The sequence below is a fragment of the Terriglobia bacterium genome (genome assembly GCA_020072645.1).
Taxonomy (GTDB): Bacteria; Acidobacteriota; Terriglobia; order Terriglobales; family Acidobacteriaceae; genus Angelobacter.
Map to the genome: position 1 here is coordinate 611658 of JAIQGK010000003.1, position 19212 is coordinate 630869.

20 protein-coding genes are annotated in these 19212 nt (G+C 55.8%); 8 read left to right on the plus strand and 12 right to left on the minus strand.

Annotated elements, in window-relative coordinates; genetic code table 11:
* Window positions 1-21: 21 nt before the first annotated feature.
* Entirely contained in the window at window positions 22-264 is a 243-nt protein-coding gene (locus LAO76_06150; protein ID MBZ5490494.1) for a hypothetical protein, read from the minus strand.
* Between the two features lie 332 nt (window positions 265-596).
* Between LAO76_06150 and LAO76_06155 the strand changes: the two genes are divergently transcribed.
* Window positions 597-3221: a PKD domain-containing protein gene (locus LAO76_06155; protein MBZ5490495.1), complete on the plus strand. Its 2625-nt coding sequence runs from the start codon at window positions 597-599 to the stop codon at window positions 3219-3221.
* A 250-nt stretch (window positions 3222-3471) separates the two neighbouring features.
* Here LAO76_06155 and LAO76_06160 read toward each other — a convergent pair whose 3' ends face one another.
* The 6 genes from LAO76_06160 to LAO76_06185 form a co-directional block, all read right to left on the minus strand.
* Entirely contained in the window at window positions 3472-4413 is a 942-nt protein-coding gene (locus LAO76_06160) for a GNAT family N-acetyltransferase (protein ID MBZ5490496.1), read from the minus strand.
* 185 nt (window positions 4414-4598) lie between these two features.
* Window positions 4599-6254 carry a glycosyltransferase family 39 protein gene (locus tag LAO76_06165; GenBank protein ID MBZ5490497.1) on the minus strand — a complete coding sequence of 552 codons (1656 nt, stop codon included), beginning with the start codon at window positions 6252-6254 and terminating at the stop codon, window positions 4599-4601.
* Window positions 6255-6440: 186 nt separating this feature from the next.
* Window positions 6441-7400, minus strand: coding sequence for a bifunctional oligoribonuclease/PAP phosphatase NrnA (locus tag LAO76_06170; GenBank protein MBZ5490498.1), 960 nt, complete (start codon window positions 7398-7400; stop codon window positions 6441-6443).
* A gap of 5 nt (window positions 7401-7405) precedes the next feature.
* On the minus strand, window positions 7406-7774 hold the full coding sequence (gene rbfA / locus LAO76_06175; protein MBZ5490499.1) for a 30S ribosome-binding factor RbfA: 369 nt from the start codon (window positions 7772-7774) through the stop codon (window positions 7406-7408).
* A 5-nt stretch (window positions 7775-7779) separates the two neighbouring features.
* Entirely contained in the window at window positions 7780-8052 is a 273-nt protein-coding gene (locus tag LAO76_06180) for a hypothetical protein (protein ID MBZ5490500.1), read from the minus strand.
* Window positions 8053-8069: 17 nt separating this feature from the next.
* Window positions 8070-9344, minus strand: coding sequence for an SEL1-like repeat protein (locus tag LAO76_06185; GenBank protein MBZ5490501.1), 1275 nt, complete (start codon window positions 9342-9344; stop codon window positions 8070-8072).
* A 318-nt stretch (window positions 9345-9662) separates the two neighbouring features.
* Here LAO76_06185 and LAO76_06190 point away from each other — a divergent pair, with 318 nt between their 5' ends.
* Window positions 9663-9851: a hypothetical protein gene (locus tag LAO76_06190; GenBank protein MBZ5490502.1), complete on the plus strand. Its 189-nt coding sequence runs from the start codon at window positions 9663-9665 to the stop codon at window positions 9849-9851.
* 64 nt (window positions 9852-9915) lie between these two features.
* On the opposite strand, the gene LAO76_06195 is transcribed toward LAO76_06190, so the two are convergent.
* The 3 genes from LAO76_06195 to LAO76_06205 all read right to left on the minus strand — a co-directional run bounded on the left by LAO76_06195 (window position 9916) and on the right by LAO76_06205 (window position 11312).
* Window positions 9916-10239, minus strand: a complete 324-nt coding sequence (locus LAO76_06195; protein ID MBZ5490503.1) for a DUF503 domain-containing protein — start codon at window positions 10237-10239, stop codon at window positions 9916-9918.
* 109 nt (window positions 10240-10348) lie between these two features.
* Complete coding sequence (locus tag LAO76_06200; GenBank protein MBZ5490504.1) at window positions 10349-10864, minus strand: DinB family protein; 516 nt, start codon at window positions 10862-10864, stop codon at window positions 10349-10351.
* Window positions 10865-10874: 10 nt separating this feature from the next.
* On the minus strand, window positions 10875-11312 hold the full coding sequence (locus tag LAO76_06205; GenBank protein MBZ5490505.1) for a hypothetical protein: 438 nt from the start codon (window positions 11310-11312) through the stop codon (window positions 10875-10877).
* Between the two features lie 135 nt (window positions 11313-11447).
* On the opposite strand from LAO76_06205, the gene LAO76_06210 reads away from it, so the two are divergent.
* The 6 genes from LAO76_06210 to LAO76_06235 all read left to right on the plus strand — a co-directional run bounded on the left by LAO76_06210 (window position 11448) and on the right by LAO76_06235 (window position 18009).
* Entirely contained in the window at window positions 11448-11951 is a 504-nt protein-coding gene (locus tag LAO76_06210; GenBank protein ID MBZ5490506.1) for a (2Fe-2S)-binding protein, read from the plus strand.
* Between the two features lie 91 nt (window positions 11952-12042).
* On the plus strand, window positions 12043-14634 hold the full coding sequence (locus tag LAO76_06215; protein ID MBZ5490507.1) for a molybdopterin-dependent oxidoreductase: 2592 nt from the start codon (window positions 12043-12045) through the stop codon (window positions 14632-14634).
* A 202-nt stretch (window positions 14635-14836) separates the two neighbouring features.
* Window positions 14837-15814, plus strand: coding sequence for an FAD binding domain-containing protein (locus LAO76_06220; protein MBZ5490508.1), 978 nt, complete (start codon window positions 14837-14839; stop codon window positions 15812-15814).
* A 173-nt stretch (window positions 15815-15987) separates the two neighbouring features.
* Complete coding sequence (locus LAO76_06225) at window positions 15988-16176, plus strand: hypothetical protein (GenBank protein MBZ5490509.1); 189 nt, start codon at window positions 15988-15990, stop codon at window positions 16174-16176.
* A gap of 23 nt (window positions 16177-16199) precedes the next feature.
* Entirely contained in the window at window positions 16200-17087 is an 888-nt protein-coding gene (locus LAO76_06230; GenBank protein MBZ5490510.1) for a hypothetical protein, read from the plus strand.
* Between the two features lie 76 nt (window positions 17088-17163).
* Window positions 17164-18009, plus strand: a complete 846-nt coding sequence (locus LAO76_06235) for an amidohydrolase family protein (GenBank protein ID MBZ5490511.1) — start codon at window positions 17164-17166, stop codon at window positions 18007-18009.
* A 117-nt stretch (window positions 18010-18126) separates the two neighbouring features.
* Here the strand turns inward: LAO76_06235 and LAO76_06240 are convergent, their stop codons facing one another.
* Entirely contained in the window at window positions 18127-18279 is a 153-nt protein-coding gene (locus tag LAO76_06240; GenBank protein ID MBZ5490512.1) for a lmo0937 family membrane protein, read from the minus strand.
* A 47-nt stretch (window positions 18280-18326) separates the two neighbouring features.
* The gene (locus tag LAO76_06245) at window positions 18327-19145 is read right to left on the minus strand and encodes an endonuclease III domain-containing protein (GenBank protein MBZ5490513.1); all 819 of its coding nucleotides are present in this window, start codon (window positions 19143-19145) and stop codon (window positions 18327-18329) included.
* Window positions 19146-19212: the final 67 nt, after the last annotated feature.

Sequence of the window (19212 nt, forward strand, 5' to 3'; positions counted from 1 at the left end):
CCCGCGGGAGACCCGTGAAAACTAGGCGCTGGCTTTTAGAATGTCGCGGATGTCGCGGTTGATTTTGGCGCAATCCCTGCTGGCCTTGTCTATCAAATCCGCCCACTTCTTGGCGTTATCATCCAGGTTGGCCTGGGCCAGCAGATAAGAGGCCTGCATGATGGTCTCAACGGAATTGCTGAGATCGTGCGCCAGCGATCTTAACTTGGTATTGATTTCTGCGGGAATTTTGGCCGCAGACTCGGTCTTAGGTTGAGCGCTCATAAGCCCTTTCTCATCGGGTTGCATTCCACACAAATCCCATCGGTACGTATCAGCTCTGATTAGACGCAAATTTCGTCCTGTCTGTTGCTCTGGCAAGCCGCCTTTGCCTTGGCCATCAGGACGTGTCCTAGTCCCCTAACCTTCACTGCTCGGGCGTTCTCTGTAGTTCACTAGGGTAAATCATGGTGAAAAGCTTAGCGCTTTCGCGGATGGGGGTTACAGCAAATTCGGCTAAAATCCGCACAAATCTGCAAGAAGAACCAAATAAATAAATTGATTGCAGGCTCATTCCGTCCTTTTTCCGGGGGGCGACGCATGTCCGGGGGTGTGTTGTGCGAATTTACGCCGTATGGGTCACCGTTCTGCTCTTCTTTTCGTCGCTGATAGCGTCGGCCGGAACCACGTTTAAGGCCACCACCACCCTGGCCGCAGAGACCTCAAATAACACCAGCGCGGCTGATAGTTTTGCCACGCAGACCAACGGGAATATTGGCGCAACGAATATCAGCAAAGCTCCTGTCCGCAGCCTGCTCTATCCCGGATCCACTGCCAAAATTTATGCCCATCTGGTTCCCTGGTTCGGCTTTGGCGACCATATGAATGTGGGTTATGTCTCCAGTGACACCCTGCAGGTGCAAAAACAGGTCAATGACATGCTCAGCCGGGGGATCGATGGGGCCATCATCGACTGGTACGGGCGCGGCGAGTCAAGCAAGCACTTTGCCTCCTATGATCTGGCGACACAGGCCTTCATGCACGAAGCGGAGCTTCATCCGGGTTTTAATTTTGCCATCATGCATGATGCGGGCGCGCTCAAGACCTGCGCTGCCACAGTTGGCTGTGACGTGACGCAGACTCTCATCGACGACCTGAACTATGCCAACATCACGTATTCAGGCTCAGCCGCGTACCTTCACAGCGGCGGACGGCCCGTGGTCTACTTTTTTGGCCATGAGGCATACACCATCGATTGGACGCGGGTCCGCGCTGGAGTGGCCGGGAACCCGATGTTCATCTTCCGCAATGGCAGCGGGTTCACCAAGCCCCAAACCAGTGGGGCTTTTTCCTGGGTGGAACCGACAACAGTAAGTTCCACTAACCTGATGGCCATAAATTATCTGGATAACTATTACAAGACCGCGTTGTCATTTCCGACTGAGTATTCCACCGGTTCCGGCTATAAGGGATTCAATGACACGCTGGCGCTGTGGGGAACAAACCGGATCATCGGGCAACAATGCGGACAAACCTGGCTGGCCACAATTGCCGACGCGGGAAAATATTATTCGACTGCGAAACAGATGCTGGGCATCCAGTTGGTGACATGGAACGACTATGAAGAAGGCTCGGAGATTGAAAGCGGTATCGACAATTGCGTAACGGTCTCAGCCACGGTAGCGGGAACCGTGGCTTCATGGGGCATAACCGGGCAGATGAATACCGTGGACCATTTTACGGTCTTTGCCTCGCAGGACGGCGCAAATCTGATGTGGCTGGCTGACGTGCCGACGACCACCAGTTCGCTCAATCTGGCCAGCTTTGGGCTGAACGCCGGTAACTACATTGTCTTTGTGAAGGCCGTAGGCAAGGCGTCATTGACGAACAAAATGTCCGCGGGCGTGCAAGTCACGATAACGAATCAGCCGCCTACGGCGGCGCTGAGCATTACCAACGCATTGACGAAGAGTTCCGTCACGGGATCAGTAGCGGCGCCAGCGAGCATCACCGCTTCAACGGCGGGCTCAACCGATGTGGATGGAACAATCGTCTCCAGCACAATTAACTTTGGTGATGGCAGCGCGCCGGTAAGCGGCTCAAGCGCTTCCCACACTTACAGCACCGCTGGTACGTACACGATCACTGGGACAGTTACAGACAATCAAGGCGCTACGGCCAGCAAGTCAGCGGCGATTGTGGTTTCCAGCAGCACCAACCAGCCACCCGTCGCGGTGATTTCGGCAACTCCCAACTCCGCCTATGCTCCGGCGACGATTAGCGTCAGCGCGGCCGGGTCTTCTGATCCTGATGGCACGATCGCCAGTTCCGTCATCAGTTTTGGCGATGGCACATCGGCCAGCGGCCTTACCGCGTCGCACAAGTTTTCTGCCGCCGGAGTTTATACGCTCACAGCCACAGTCACTGACAATCTGGGCGCTTCTTCTACCGCCAGCACCAGCGTGACGGTAAAAGCTCCGGAGGTAATCGTGACCAGCCCCGCCGCCGGAGCTTTGCTGAACTCACAAGTCCATGTTGTTGCCAGCGGATTCTCCGGTTACACGGTCACGACCATGCAGATTTACCTGGATGGAACGATTGTTTATTCCGTGAACTCCGCCAATCTCGATGGCACGATTTCAGTTGCCAGCGGCGCGCACACTTTGACGATAAAAGGCTGGGACGTTAGCGGGAAAAGTTTCTATAAGCAGCTTGCTGTTACCGTCAATAAGCCGCCCGTTGCGGCGCTGACCTTGAGTTCCGGATCGATTCTAGTAGGCGGATCAGTCATCGCGTCGGCTTCCAACTCGACTGATCCTGACGGCACAATTGCAACGACCGTCATCTCCTTTGGCGATGGTTCGTTGGTCGCGGCTGTCAGCGCATCGCACCAGTACAAAGTCGCCGGGACTTACACGGTGAAAGCGACGGTGACTGACAACATGGGCGCTTCGTCCAGCACCATCGCGACTCTTGTAGTGAAGCCGCCATTTGTCACGATCATCAGTCCCACGTTTACTTCGACGACCTCGACTTCCGTTCGCGCGACGGGGACTTCTTCCTCCGCCTACCCCGTGGTGGCGACGCAGGTTTATCTGGATGGCGTACTCAAGTACCAATCGTCAACCGCCACTGCAGACACAACTCTGCCGATTACGGTCGGCACACACCAGATCATCATCAAGGGTTGGGACTCTTCCGGCGCTTCGTTCATGGCGTCACGAACCGTTACCAGGAACTAGGATTCGCGGCTGATTGCGCAGATGAGCGCAGATGAGCGAGAGGATCCGGCATAGTAAGGAAAATGGGCCGCGAATCAACGCGAAGACACGCGAATCATATTAAAAAATGATTCTCATCGGCCATGCATGTGCGGTTGTTTTTGAATTATTCGATCACCTGAATATTAATCCGCTTCGATTCGTGTTTATTCGCGAAATTCGCGGCTGCTTTCTGATCAGTGCTCATCAGCGTAAATCTGCGGCAGAGGTTCTAGCCTTCCCAAACGAACGCATCAAAGCGGCGGCGGGTTTCAAAGCCCAGGCGGCGGTAGAGTTCCACAGCCTTGGTATTGGCTTCAGTCACGGTTAGACTCAGCCCCAGAAAGTTGCGGCTGCGCAGTTCCTGCGTGCATAGTCCCAGAAGCGATTCGCCAATCCTGCGGCCGCGAAGCTCCGGCAAGACGCAAACCTGCGTTACATGACCAACATCATCGCGGACGCGCGAACAAAGCAGCAAGCCGGCAATCGACCGCGTGGGTTTGTGCAGCGCCACGAACGAAGCATGCGCGTCAAACACGCCGCATCCAGGAAAACGGACGATATTGTTCAGGAAGCGCAAAGAGCCGTTCAGGCTGCGGTATTGATCGTTGATTTCTGAATCAATGTGGCCGCGATACGCCGTGGTAATCACCGCCGCGCCGGGCTGGAAGTCCTGCTCTCCCCAGCGGCGAAACTCGATGTCATGCAGAGTGGCTATTTCCGGACGCGCGCTGTTCCTGAGCGGCAGCGTCATAAACAAGCGCGGATATTGGCGGAAGCCTTCCGCCAGAAATGGCCCGCTCAGCACGCCGGATTCATGCGGCAGAAGCTGCGCTTCAATGCGCTGGATGCCGGGCGATTGCTGCAAGGTGTTGATTACGTGCACCGCCAGCCGGTTTTCTACGGTGTCCCCGGGGATGCGGATGGAGTCGTCGGCGTAAAGATCGCCAATTACGCCCTTGCTGCCTTCATAAACAAAAAATGCGTAGCCGCCAATGTGGCCATCTTCCACGGCGGCGTATCCGGGCAGGATTTTGGAATCGATATAGCGCAGAATCATCTCGGCCGAGGGCCGGTAGTCCCAGGACATCATCTGCGCCCACAACAGGGTTTCCCGGTCCAGCAAAGGACGCAGGTTGTGGGAGCTGAAGTGCCTTAGGTCCAGAATCTCCACGCCAAAAGGGTGTGCCCGGTGTGTCTCGATAGGGGTATGAAGGCCCATGAAAACTTCCCATTACCGCCTGCAAATAGCGTACTTGGCGGCGAGCTAAGAGTCTAGCTTTGGTCTGGGAATTTATCAAAGCCTGTATCCGTAATGGAACCAAACCAGTAGGAACCAGCAGCGCCACTTGCCAGCGTTTACTTTGCCGCACTTACCTGAAAAAACTCAAGATGCTGCGGCGGAAATGTGCCGATAGGCAGGACTTGCCGGTTGCCCACCGCTGCCTGGACCGCGCCCAGGCTTCCCTCTCTTGCCACCACAACGTGCTTGGCCGATGGGATGCCGGAAGGCAGATCAAGCGGGCCTTCCTGCTCGTAATGGCTGATCGGCTGGTTGCGGTAAAAGTCCAGCCCGTACGCGACTTGCCGCTTTACGTTGAAGCTGGCCACCGTCTCATTGGCGTCCACGCCAAGCTCTGCCAGCCGCTGATTGATGGGCCGCGCTGATTGCGTGCGATCGATGGTTGCAGCCGCAGGCCGCAACAAAAAAGCTACAGCAAGGATAGTGGGGACAAGAGTCACAAAATGCAAAACTCGCATCCCCTCCCGACGCACCATCAGCAGGACCATGAACGCGATAACTCCACCGGTGACCGCCATAAAAATCCCCATATAGGAAGGCGGCTGCACTTTCATCATGGCGAATGGAGCCATCAGCGCGGCCACCATCAGGACCGCGCAAAGCAATGCGTGGAAAGAAGTCAGTAATCTGGGGACGACCTTGAGGCGGTGTACATAGTCGGCAGTGAGCAGCGCGGCTGCGGGGATCGAAGGAAGAATGTATCCGGGCAGCTTGGCGCGGGAAATACTGAAAAATACAATCGGCACGACAATCCAGATAAACAGGAAGCTCGGCAGGCCGTCATCGGCGTCGGCTTCAATCGTTGTCGACTCCGAATTTGTGGACTGCGAGGTTGCGTGCCACCTCTTCCACGCGTTTTTTCCCGCATCTATTAGCGCGGGGACAGCGAATAAGGTCCATGGAATTGTAGCCAGCAGAAAAACCGGGATGTAATACCAGAATGGCTGTGAATGCTGGTAGAGATTGGTGCCAAAACGCTCAAGGTTGTGCTCAATAAAGAAGACGCGGAAGAACTGCGGCACTTTGTGCTGCACCGCCAGGTACCAGGGCAGCACGATGGCCGCAAACAAGAGAAAGCCTATGAGCGAGAGGCTACGAAGAAAAATTCTGCCGTCACGCCGCAATACGGCATACGCGCCCACCACCAGCACAGCCAGCGCCGGAGCCACTGGACCTTTGGCCAAAGCACCTACACCCAGTAATCCGTAGAAGATCAAAAGCCAGAGCTTCTTGTTTGTCTGATGCCATGTCCACCAGCACATCATGGCCAGAGCAAAGGGTGCGGAAACCAGCATGTCCGTCGAAGCACCGCGCCCAAAGCCGATCATCCCTGCCGACGATGCGGCAATCATGGCGGCATCCAGTTCGCTGGCAAAGCGAAAACGCCGCATGAAGAAAAATATGCCGAAGACGACCGCCGTGGCATGGAAGGCCGCCGGAATGCGCGCGGCCCAGTCACTCACGCCAAAGATGGCGTAGCTGTTTATCATCTTCCAGTAGAGCAGCGCAGGTTTTTCCAGCCAGGGCGCGCCGTTCAGCGTGGGAACGATCCAATCATGCCGAGCCAGCATCTCGCGGGCAATCTGGGCATAACGCGGCTCGTCCGCGCCGGTCAGGCCAAATGCGCCAAGTCCAAAAAAGAAAAAGAAGTAGCACACGCCCGCGACAAGCGCGAGCTGCGTGGCCAGCAATTTGGTGCGAATAGCGGTCATTAGTAATTAGTACTTGGTATTTGGCTTTGTCTGAAGTCCCGAGCGCAGCGAGGGATCCCTACCTCCTGTGAAAACGCTGGTTCACCTGTTGAATTACTCACAATCCGATTCACCTGAAAGCTATGCGTACCTTAGCGTGTTTCGCGGGAATAGTGATCCCTCGCTTCGCTCGGGACTTCGGGAAAACTAAGTACCGCTTTCAGACAGGTGCTGCCGCAGCTCCGCCAGGACGCGCTTGGCCGCCTCCTTTACGGGGCCTTCTGTGGAAAATCCTCCGGCGCACTCATGGCCACCACCGCCAAACTTCTGTGCGATTTCCGCCACGTTCACCGCGCCCTTGCTGCGGATGCTGACGCGGATGCGCTCATTGGCCAGCTCGCGTAAGAAGATCGCCACCTCCACTCCGGCGATGCCCAGCGCATAGTTGACCAGCCCTTCACAGTCTTCCTCGAGTGCGCCAAAGCGCTCCATGTCCTGCCGCGTAATGGACATCCATGTAACCGCGCCATCGCGCTGCAGCGTTGATAGCGCAGCGCCCAGCAGGCACATCTTGGACATGGGTGCGGAAAAATAGATGTTGTGCGCAATCGTGGTGGGATCTGCGCCGTGCTCCACCAGATATTTTGCGAGCTCAAAAGTGCAGGCATTCGTGGGGGAATAGGAGAACGAACCCGTGTCAGTAAGCACAGCGGTGTAAAGGCAGGTCGCAATGTCCGGCGTCAGCTTTACCTGCGCGGCCTGGGCGAGACGGAAGATCAACTCCGCCGTTGCCACAGCGCTGGGATCAATCCAATTCACGTCGGCAAATGGCTTGGCGCTGATGTGGTGGTCAATGCTGATTAGAAATTTATTTTCCAGCCCTTGCAGCCGGGTGCGCTGCACGCTGTCACATTCCAGGATAATGGCAGCGTCGTAATCGCAATTCGCTTTGATAGTGTGACGAATGGTCTCAGAATGCGGCAGCGGCTGGTAGATGACAGGGACAGGATCGGCCAGGACAACGTCGGCAGTTTTGCCCATTTTGCGCAGAATCTGGGCCAGCGCAAGCGTTGACCCAATGGCGTCACCATCGGGCCGGGCGTGCGAGGTAACCAAAAAGCGCCGGCGCTGTTGAATCTCCTGTAAGACCTGTGCGAGCTGGTCCATGGCCCCTATTTCTTCTTGCGTTTATTGATTCGGCCCAAAAGATCGTCAATTCTCGATCCGTACTCCTGTGACTTATCCAGCAGGAAATTCAGCTCCGGCACATGGCGCACTCCCAGCCGTATCAGCAGCTCGCGCTTGATATAGCCCTTGGCCGCGTTGATGGCCTTGACCGTCTGCTCCTGCTCACGCTCGTCGCCCGCAACCTCAATGTAAACCCGCGCGCTCTTCCCGTCCGGCGCCAGCGCGATTTCCGTTACGGTGCACAACGCAATTCGCGGATCGCCCAGCTCGCCTTCAATAATTACGCCGATCTCTTCCTTCAGCGTCTCGCCCACGCGCGCCCTGTGGTACGTCCTGCCCCGATGCTCCGGCATGTTATTTACATCCCTGCGAAAAACTTATGAGAATACCAGAGATGGTGCTCGGAAGGAATAGGGGGAATTGGCAGATCGGGACATCGGGTGATCGCGCGTGATCGGGAGATCGGAAAACCAAACCAACACTGATTGGAGAAACTGCCGGCCTTGATTGGAATGCTGAACGAAAACAGCGCGGCGATCTCAACTTCCAGATTGCCCATCGCTTGGGGCACGAATTGCATTAAACGTTTGGCTTCGGGTCTCGAGAAATTACGAAAATCAAGTTGCGCCATCCGAAGTTGAGAATCCGTTAGGGAGCAGAGACAGCGGGGCTGGATAGGTTTTGGCTTTCGGTTTGGGCCAACTCATCACGCAGGCGCGCAGCTTCAGCGCGATATTTTTCGGCTTCAATACGGTACTTGGTGGCGCCGACGCTGCCCATCGCGTTGAAGACCTTGGTGATGGCGTCACTCTTGCCTTTGCCAGTATGTGTGAGCTGGTAGACGAGATCGTCCTGGTACCCGGCAAGGGCTTCGGCATGGTCAATGCGACTGTGAAGATCCCGGATTTTCGCCCAGCGTTGAGCTTGCGCGATGATGGGATAACTGACCGGGCGAGTGGCGTTTTGCAGCTCTCCGCCGTCGTCCTGGAGATTGTCCGTGAGAATTTCGAGATTATTTTGGCCTTTCGTGTTTCCCAGATCGGCGGCCAAACCATACCAGGTCAACGCCATGGCATTGTCAGCCTTAACACCTTGCCCGAATTGATACATCCAGCCGAGCTGGTTTTCCGCCATGCCGTTACCGTGCACTGCAGCCTTGTTGAACCAAGACATCGCCTGAGCATAGTCGGTTTGCACGCCCGTGCCATGCTGAAAGATATAGCCGATGTTTTCCTGGGCCTGGGCATTGCCGTGTTCCGCGGCTTTGTAATACCAGGAAATAGCTTCGGTGTAGTCCTGTGGCTCACCCCATCCTTGCTCGGCCAGGTAGCCCAGCTGGTTTTCCGCGTCGGAGTTGCCGTGATCGGCAGCGCGGCGATACCAAGCCAGAGCCTGGGCGTAATCACGCTTGACTCCAAGTCCGGACTGGTAGAAGTATCCAACTTGCTTTTCAGCAGCGGCGAAATTTTGGTCGGCGGCTTTGCGGTACCACACGAGGGCCTGCTTATAGTCACGATGGATGCCGTGGCCAGACTCGAACAATGCCGCCAGATTGTACTGTGCCGGCGCGAAGCCCTGGTTCGCAGCCAGGCGGTAGTAGGTTGCGGCGCGCTTGTCATTCTGCGGCAAACCGATGTTATGTTCGTACATGTTGCCGATCTGATTCTGCGCCGGAGCATAGCCCTGGGCAGCGGATTTCCGATACCACGTCAGCATCTCTGCGTAGTTGAGTGTCACGTAACGTGCCCGAAAATAGTCATTCGCAAGGGCGAATTGGGCCTGGGCGTTCCCGGCAGCGGCATCGTGCTGAATATCAGAGGTGGATGCTTGCGCAAATAGCAGAGGAGAAAGAAAGCAGAGGAAGAGTGAAAGGGCAGAAAACTGCGCTCGCCCGGGGCCAGTGATATTTGCCCAGATATTCATAACCATCTTTCGTTGCTTTGATCTCGGTTCAGGGTAAGTCTGGACGGGACAACATCTACCGGGAAGATAACCGAAGTAATGAAAGCTGATTGTCGGCATCAAAATGCACGGCGCTTTACGACCTACGACCAATGATTGTTCTTGTTTAGCAGCTTCCGAAGGATCGGCCAACCGGATAAGCAGGAAAAACTTACCAGTGATTTACACTGATAACGGTGATCAGAAAAACCCGCCGGAACCAACATGGAGGACAGAATGAAAATTGAGATACGTTCCTGCCCCACGTGAGGAAACAACAAAGCCAAGGTCGCGAGTCTCGTGGCGCTGATTAAAAAACGGCTTGGAATTGATGCCGTGGTTACGCCCGGAAAGACCGGCCAGTTTGAAGTGCTGGCCGATGGTCAGACGGTCGTGGAACGCGGCGGCAACTGGTTCACCAGAAGCTTTGGCGCCGGCTATCCTAATCTTAATAGCGTGGTTGATCAACTTGAGAAGCGCCGCAGCTAACCCAAGAAACCACTTCGAACCACAAAAGACACGAAGGAACACAGAGGGAATTGCGCCCATATACTCACGCGTCGTTGGCCTCGGTTGATTCTCCTGTTTCCACAAAGTCCATAAATGAGTCCACGACTTCCGCTCCAAGATTGTTGGCCTGCCGTGTGGCGGCCTGTTCCACGTTGCGCATCAGGCCTTCAAGGTAGTCGCGCGAAGCGGAAATGCTGACCACGCCAAGAGTGGCTCGTTGCCAGAGATCGGTAACATCGATTTCTGCAATGGAGATATTGAACGAATTACGCAGGCGGTCTTTCAAGCTGCGCAATACCTGTCGCTTATCTTTGAGCGAATGTGCGCCTTCAATGCGCAGTTCAATCGTCAAATAGGCAATTGGCATAGAGAAACGGTATTTAGTATTTGGTACTTGGCTTTGTCTGAATGATTAAAACAATCTCCACATCCATTCCTCCCGGTCTTGGGCCAAATACCAACTACCAAGTACCGCATTACGCCCGGCTTTTTTCCTTCACTTCTTCTGAAGTCAGCCCGTAAATAGGAGGCGTGGGAATTCCCAGCATACCCAGGTAAGTATAGATCTGGGAGCGATGATGGACTTCATGCTCCACCATGGCGCGCAACCACTTCCATACCGTGATGGGAGTTCCGCCGGGAGTCACGCATTTCTTCTGCAGATCATCGGTGGAAAGGCGGCTGAAGATGGCCACCGACTCCTGATGCATGCGGTTGAAAAATGCCATCACGTTTTCCGGGCCGTCGGCAAGTTCAGACCCGTGGCCGGGATAGCGGCTGGGCTTGAGCTGAACGTTTTCCGAGTACATATAGCGTTCAATTGTTGCGAGGTGGCGGATGATATCGGCAAAGCTGAATTTGCCTTCAGCATAGCGCCAGTCAAACTTTTCCGGAGGAATACAGACGATGACCCTCAGCGTGCGCTGCCGGACTTTTTCCCAGTAATCATTGTCCCAGAGAGCGGTAGATTCGCGGGTGGCAGTGGGTTCCATAAAAGCGGTGTTACTGCATGTCTTTGATGGCTTGCTGAAACTTCTCGCTCTTATATATTTTCAGTCCATCGGCAATCAGGCGGCCAAGCTCGGCAAAGCAATCTTCATCGACAGCGGTGAAGTTGAAGCAGGCCTTGCCCTGCATACGCTTTTTGAGCAACGGTGGGATGGCTTTGATCGCCGCAGGATTGAAATAGAGATACAGCAGATGAAAGCTCACATAATTCTTTCCCGTCCGCACGCCGGCAAAATAAAGAGGCTTTTTGCGATGGAGGATGGAAGGCGCTTCAAGGTGGTAGTTTCCCGGCTTGTCGGTCTGGACGGCCAGATAGCCAAGGTGTCGCTCCAGAAGCTGGCGCAGCGCACTGAAAACCTCGGCAAGATCGGGCTTTTCGGCTTTGGCGCGCGCGGCGGATATTTTCTTTTTTGCAGGTTTTGCGGCTGGCATAACCGCAGCATTATAGCCGACTCAAGGATGCACCAAATCACCCCGCCGAACGAGCTAATCACCATTAACGAACGTACGTTCGGTACAATAGAAATTGGACAAGCGCACCGTGGACCGTAATCAAAGAACTGATTCATGAAAAAAGAACTCATTGAACTTCGCGTGAACGGACGCAAGCACGAACTGGCCATTGAGCCGAGCGAACTGTTGCTGGACGTTTTACGCCAGGAGCTCGACTTTACCGGGTCAAAGCGCGGCTGTGACGATTCGTCATGCGGGGCGTGCACGGTGCTGGTGGATGGCGTACCGACCCTAAGTTGCACCATGCTGGCCATGAGCTGCGCGGCTGAGGAAAACGATGGTCCTGACATCACGACAGTGGAAGGCATTGCCGATCACGGCGCGCTGGCGGCGATCCAGAAAGCTTATGGCGACTGGGGCGGCGCGCAATGTGGCTTTTGCACGCCGGGATTCATGGTCACGGTGAAGGCGCTGCTCGATCGCAATCCGGAGCCGAGCGAAGAAGAGATCAAGCACGCTCTGAGCGGGAATCTGTGCCGCTGCACCGGATATACGCAAATGTATCAGGCGATCAAGGCGGCGATACAGGCGGAGCAGAAGGCTACGAAGATCGGGTGATCTGAAAACCGGTTTACCGCAAAGGTCGCGAAGGGCGCAAAGGGTTTGATTTGGCTGATTGCTAATTGCCAGTTGCTAATTACTATTGCTTATGTCTGATTTCTCCATCATCGGAAAACGCGTTGCTCTCGTCGATTCGGCAGGCAAGACGACGGGCCAGGGCAAATACACGGACGACCTGTCAGTGCCCGGAATGCTGACGGGCAAGATCCTGCATTCGCCGTATCCGCACGCGCGGATCAAGAAGATCGATACGTCGAAGGCCGAAGCGATAGACGGCGTGGTGTGTGTAGTTACCGGGCCGGACGCGCCGAACAAATACGGCATTCTGCCTGTCGGTCATGACGAGACAGCGCTGGCCGTGGAAAAAGTGCGGTATGTGGGCGACAACGTCGCGTGCGTAGTGGCGACTTCTGAGCAAATTGCTGAGCGCGCGCTGGAGCTGATCGAAGTCGAATATGAGCAACTGCCGGCGTGGTTTGATCCGGAAGACTCGATGAAGGCGGAGAAGGACTGGATCCATCCGCAGCGGCCCAACAATATTGAGAAAGATTATCACCACGTTTTTGGCGATCCGGACAAAGGATTTGCCGAGGCTGACGTGGTGATGGAGCATCGCTATATTGCGGGCGAGGTGACGCACGCGGCGATGGAGCCGCATGCGACGCTGGCGTCGTTTGAAATTGATTCGCAGACGGGGCAGCCGGGGCGGCTCACGGTATGGTCGTCAACCCAGGTTCCGTACTACCTGCAGCACAAGCTCTCCATTGTGCTGGAGTTGCCGATGCAGCAAATCCGCGTGATCAAGCCGCTGGTGGGCGGCGGGTTTGGCGGCAAGAGTGAAGTGATTCCGCTGGAAATTATTGCGGCGGTGGCGGCGCGCAAGGCCAAAGCGCCGGTGAAGATCACCTACACGCGGGAAGAAGTTTTCTGGGCTCATCGCGGCAGGCCGCGCACGATTATTGATATGAAGATCGGCGCGAAGAAAGATGGCCACATTACGGCGGTCGCGGCCAAGGTGATTCAGGATGGCGGCGCGTATTGCTCTTATGGCGTGGTCACGATCCTTTACTCCGGCGCTCTGCTGGGCGCGCTCTATGACATTCCCAATATCCGCTATGACGGCTATCGCGTGCTGACGAACAAACCGGCCTGCGGCGCGATGCGCGGACATGGCACGGTGAATGTGCGGTTTGCATTTGAGAGCCAGTTGGATGAGATTGCGGCAAAGCTGGATATCGATCCGGCGGAGATCCGGCGCATCAATCTACTGAAGCCGCCGTGCATCACCGTGAATAACTTGCGGGTGCAGAGTTACGGCCTGCCGGAGTGCATTGATCAGGTGATAACGCGATCAGGCTGGCATGAGCGCCGCAGCCAGCTTCCGCCGGCGCGTGGCATGGGAATGGCGTGCAGCCATTATGTGAGCGGCGCGGCCAACAGCATTATCCGTTCAGACATGCCACATTCCACGGTGAATATCAAAATTGATCGCGACGGTGGCGTGGTGGTGTATACCGGAGCGTCAGACATCGGCCAGGGATCAGACACAATGGTGGCGCAGATTGTGGCTGAGGTGCTGGGCATCGGGCTGGGGCGCATTCGCGTGATTGCTGCAGACACTGACCTGACGCCGATCGATATTGGATCGTACTCCAGTCGCGTGACGTTCATGAACGGCAATGCGTCGCTGCGATCAGCGCAGGACGTGAGAAAGAAGATAGCCGCTGCGGCGGCCGTGAAGATGAACTGCGCGCCGGAAGACGTGATGATGCGCGACGATCGGGTGTGGAAACGCGGAACCGCGGAGCCTTCAACTAACGGCGCACACGCGGAGCAAATACTGGAGAAGGTTGATACGCCACGCGGCAATGTGAAAGAAGTCAGCGGCCGAGTCGAAGGGCAGACGCTCCGTGGATCATTGCAGCAGAAGCGCAAAGAAGAAGGCCCGAAAGACAGCATGAGCTTTGAAGAAGCGGTGGTCTCGGCTATCGACTTTACCGGCGCGCTGACGGGAACAGGATCATACGCGCCGCCCAAGGACGCACGCGGCGGAGCATTTAAAGGCGCGGGCGTGGGACCGTCACCGGCATATTCGTATTCGGCGCAGGTAGCGGAAGTGACAGTGGATGAAGAGACGGGCGAAGTCACGGTCCACAAGGTCTGGGCTGCGCATGATTGCGGGCGCGCGCTGAATCCAGTATCAGTAGAAGGCCAGGTGATCGGCTCAGTATGGATGGGGCTGGGGCAGGCGATGCAGGAAGAAATGGTGTGGAAAGACGGGCTGCTGATGAACCCGGGAATGCTGGAGTACAAGTCGCCTTCGGCCACGGAGTCGCCTGAGGTGGAATGCATTATTGTGGAGTCCGTCGATCCGGAAGGGCCATTCGGCGCGAAGGAAGCGAGCGAAGGCTCTTTGGCTGCGACGATCCCGGCGATTGCGAACGCGATCTATGATGCGGTAGGCGTCCGGCTGCGTGAAGCGCCATTCACTCCGGAGCGTGTGCTGGCGGCGATTAAAGCAAAGCATTCCGAAAAGAAAGCTCTGGAAATCACGCGTGGCGCTGATCCATCCCTGCCGACGACGTTTCGCGAGCACGGCGGATCGCTGTGGTTTAAAGGCAAAGGGCCGCAGCGGCATGCGGATGATCCGTCGAGACGGAGTTCTCAACACGAGCAATGAACAACACCTACCACGGAGGCACAGAGACACGGAGAAAGGCAAAAATATTTGCCGCTGATTTACGCGGATCAACGCAGATAGGAACGCAAGGTTTGGTTTGCGGAAGTGAAGTTTTTCCTTTCGATATGCGCTCATCAGCGCAAGTTCGCAGCTCACTTGTTTTTCTCGTGCCTCCGTGTCTCAGTGGTGGATTTAAAAACTAATGAGTCTTCCTTCATTCAAATTTCTTCGTCCACGTTCGCTGCGGCAGGCGGTTGACTACCTGGCGCGGCATGGCAATGAGTTGGCGATCCTGGCCGGCGGCACGGACCTGTTGCCGTCGATGAAGCAGAAGCTGTTCACGCCAGGATACGTGATGGACATCCGCGGGATTGAAGAGATCCAGGGAATCCACGTGCGTCCGGGAGCAGGCGTAGAAATTGGTGCGCTCACGCCGCTTTCAGCAATTGAAGATTCGGAGTTCATACGGCGCAGCTATCGCGTGCTGCATGAGGCGGCGATGACGGTAGCGTCGCCAATTTTGCGCAACATGGGAACGCTGGGCGGCAACATCTGCCTGGACACGCGCTGCGTCTGGTACAACCAGTCATTGCAGTGGCGGCGCTCATGCGGGTTCTGCATTAAGAAAGATGGCGATCTTTGCCACGTAGCGCCGGGCGGCAAGTTCTGCTGGGCGGCATTTTCCGGCGATACGCCTCCGGCGCTGCTGTGCCTGGGCGCCGAAGTGGAAATTGCAGGGCCGGCTGGCCTGCGGCGCGTGGCGCTCAAAGACTTCTATACCAATGTGGGCGATGCGCGCATGAAGCTGGAACGCAATGAGATGCTGACACGCGTCTTTCTGCCGGAAGATTCTGCAGGTTGGAAGGGCAGCTACATGAAGCTGCGCATACGCGGGTCGATCGATTATCCGCTGGCGGGCGTGGCGGTGGCGCTTAAGAAAAATGGCGGACCAGTGGAGAATGCCAGAGTGGCGATTACGGCCGTCAATCCCGCGCCGCTGCTGGTGAAAGGCGCGGAGAACGCGCTGGTGGGAAAACAGATTGACGAACACGTTGCGGCGGTGGTGGGAGAACTGGCGGCCAAGATGGCCAAGCCGCTGACGACTTCAGGGCTTACCCCGGAATATCGGCGAGAGATTGTGAAGGTGTATGCGAAAAGAGCGGTGCTCGCTGCGCGATAGCCGTATTGCTTTTTGAGATTAGTGTTGGGGATTAATGTTGTGCCAAATCGGGAATTGCCGGATTTCTTTTTCGCTTCTGAACTGTTCTATACTAACGCCTCATGTCTGCAGTCTCTGTGTGAACGTCTGGCCGCATAAGACTGTTGTTGCATCAAACAATCCTGAGGTGAAACATGACAGAAAAAAATCTTAACGCTTTGGCTATCACGGAACAGGAGACCGTTTCAGCGGCCCGTCAAGAGGCAAGATTCATAACCACCAATCTTCTCGAAGAGCATCCCACGCCGGCGGTAATGGGCGCGGAAGCTCCGCCATCCGTTTCTGTTGAATTGAGCGCTTCCGGACCGTTCGGGGCCTACTAACTTTCACGAGACCCAGATCAGCCATGGCACTTTTGCTCGCCGGGGGCGAGGATGATCCAAACCTTGACGCCCTGGCAAATGCCGCGGCCAAAGCCGGAGTTGAGCTGCTGAAATTGCAGATGCCTTCCGGTGAAAGTCCCGCATTTGGCTGGAACCCGGCGGCAGGCGCTCCTCGCCTTTCTGGACGCGAACTTAAACCCAGTGCAGCTTTCATCCGTTACGATGTGTTTGCCGGCATGAAAGATCCACGGCCCGCGGTAAATTCGCGGGCCCTTGCCTGGTACCAGACCTTCATGGGCTGGCTTTTATCCGAGCCAGGCATCCGCATTTTCAACCGCGATATTTCCCAGGTTGCGGCGAATAAACCGGCCAGCCTGGTTTACGCCCGCGAGGCGGGGCTTTCCATACCCGCCACACTTGTTACGAATGAAGTGGGAAATTTCAGCGCTGGCCAGATGGATTCCCTGGTGGCCAAGCCGGTCGCGGGCGGCGACTATTGTCATTCTCTTGCCGACGCCCTGAACAAAGCGGAGCTTCGCGGTGGATTGGCAGCCACGCCGGCCATTGTGCAAAAGCGGCTGGTCCCGCCGGAGATACGCATCTACGTGATTGGCCAATTTGCTTTTGCTTTCGAAGTCCGCAGTAGCTCACTGGATTATCGGGTGAACCAGGATGCGGAGCTCTTCCTGTTGCCGGAAGTTCCGAAGGAAGTGGGCATGCTGCGGATACTCATGGCGCGGTTGGGAATGGACTTTGGCGCGGCCGATCTCAAGACAGATCCCGATACAGGGCAATTGCTGTTTCTGGAATTGAACTCCTCGCCCATGTTCGCGCGTTTTGATCAAGCCAGCGAAGGGCAGCTCTGCGCCGCAATCATTCATGAGTTGACCGCACATGAAGGCAGTACGTAGTATTTAGCCCGGACGCTGGAGAAGGCATTGACGTCTTTCCACGGCTTTGCCAATACCAGGCGCTCAATACCACTCCATGCAAATCACTGACTGCCACATCCACATACAACCCGTTGAGATGTTCAAGGCCGGGCCGCTTGAGGTAATGAAGAAGGCGCGCGGGCATTATGAGGACATCCTGGAATATTGCCGATCACCCAAGGCGCTGCTGAAGTATATGGATTCGATTGGCGTGGAGCGCGCGGTGCTCATTAATTATGTTGCACCGGAGACGATGGGGTTCACCCATGAGGTCAACCCGTGGGTCGCGAACTACTGCAAGGAGAACCCGAAGCGGCTGCTTTCATGCGGCAGCGTACATCCGCGGCACACGCTCAACGTGCAGGCGGAGATGGACAACCTGGTTCGCCTGGGAATACGGCTGATCAAGATCCACCCGCCGCACCAGATGCTTTATGCCAATGACTATCTGAACGGCGTGAAGGAACTGGAGACGATTTACCGCGCAGCGGAAGCGAACGGCATTCCCGTGATGATTCACACTGGGACATCGATTTTTCCCGCGGCGAGGAATAAATTCGGTGACCCAATTTATCTGGATGATGTGGCCGTCGATTTTCCCAAGCTCAAGATCCTGATGGCGCATGGCGGCCGTCCGATCTGGATGCAGACGGCATTTTTCTTGCTGCGTCGACACAAGAATGTGCACTTGGATATCAGTGGGATTCCCCCGAAGATTTTGCTGAAATATTTCCCACGTCTCGAAGAGATTGCGCACAAGACGCTCTTCGGCACAGACTGGCCGAGTCCGGGTATTCCCGACATCAAACAGAATCTTGATCAGTTCCGGGCGCTGGCGCTGCCGGATGCGGTGAAAGAGCAGATTCTGAGCAAGACGGCGCTGGAGATGTGGCCGGCGTAAGAGCCCTGATTGAAAGCAGTTCACACAGACATACGCAGCAAAAATCTTGTTCCCTAAAAAACAAACTGGCCCGAATGTCACTCCGGGCCAGACAGTCAATTCACCCCTGCGCGGACGTTAAACCGTTGCGCGTCTTCCGGCCACCAGATGCCAGATGATTGAGATCACGGCAAAGACCAGAAGAAGATGGATCAGGCCGCCCGCGACGTGGAAAGCTGCGAATCCCAGAATCCAAAGCACGAACAGAACGATACCGATAAGCAAAAGCATGTAATACCCCCAAGGCGAAAATTTCATTAAGGCGTTTTCATTGCCTGCTAGTAGGATTCGGGTGCACCTTGGGCCGTTGCTCCAGTAGGAGTTTTTAAAAAGGATTGCAGGGGGCAACCTTCGCAGATTGCTTTTGCGCGGCAGTAATGATTACCTACTCTCACGATTAATGCATGTAGCTCGTTGTAATGCTGGGCCAACTCGGTGCGAACTGAGCTGCTCATGCGCGAGACAGGATGTCGAGGATCAGAGCCGGGTTCTTTTACGATGAGAGACTCAGCTTCTGAGCTGCTGATGGCTCGCTCAATCATGGCCCGAATTTCTTCATAGCTGGTTTTTTCGTTGATGATGCCGTGGCGCAGCAGCACACGGCGCGTATATGCGTCCACGACGAAGACAGGATGGTTGCCGGCATAGAGCAGGATGGAGTCGGCGGTTTCTGGCCCCACACCATTAAGCTCCAGCAGCTCTGCTCGAAGCTTTGCTGTCGGCTCGGCGAACATGCGGCTGAGTGAGCCTGAGTATCGCTCATCGAGAAAAAATATAAAGGCCTTGAGATTGCGCGCTTTCTGGCGGAAGTAACCAGAGGGCCGGACCAATGTTTCGAGTTCGTCGAGTGGTGTAGCGCGCATGGCACTGACGCTGAGGCGGCGGGCACGGCGCAGGTTGAGCATGGCTTTTTCAACATTGCTCCAGTTGGTGTTCTGCGTAAGATAAGCTCCGACGATCACTTCAAAGCGTGAGGGCGCGGGCCACCAGTTCTGCGGGCCGTAGCGGGAGAGGAGAGTGGTGTAATACTTAAGAGTTTCAGATCGGGTGATCGGGTGGTCCGGTGATCGGGTGATCGGAGCGGTGGGTCGACGCATTTTTTGCGAGGGCGGGAGTTCAGAGCTGCTCAGTTCGGTTGGCACCTTGACGTTATCTTAGAACATC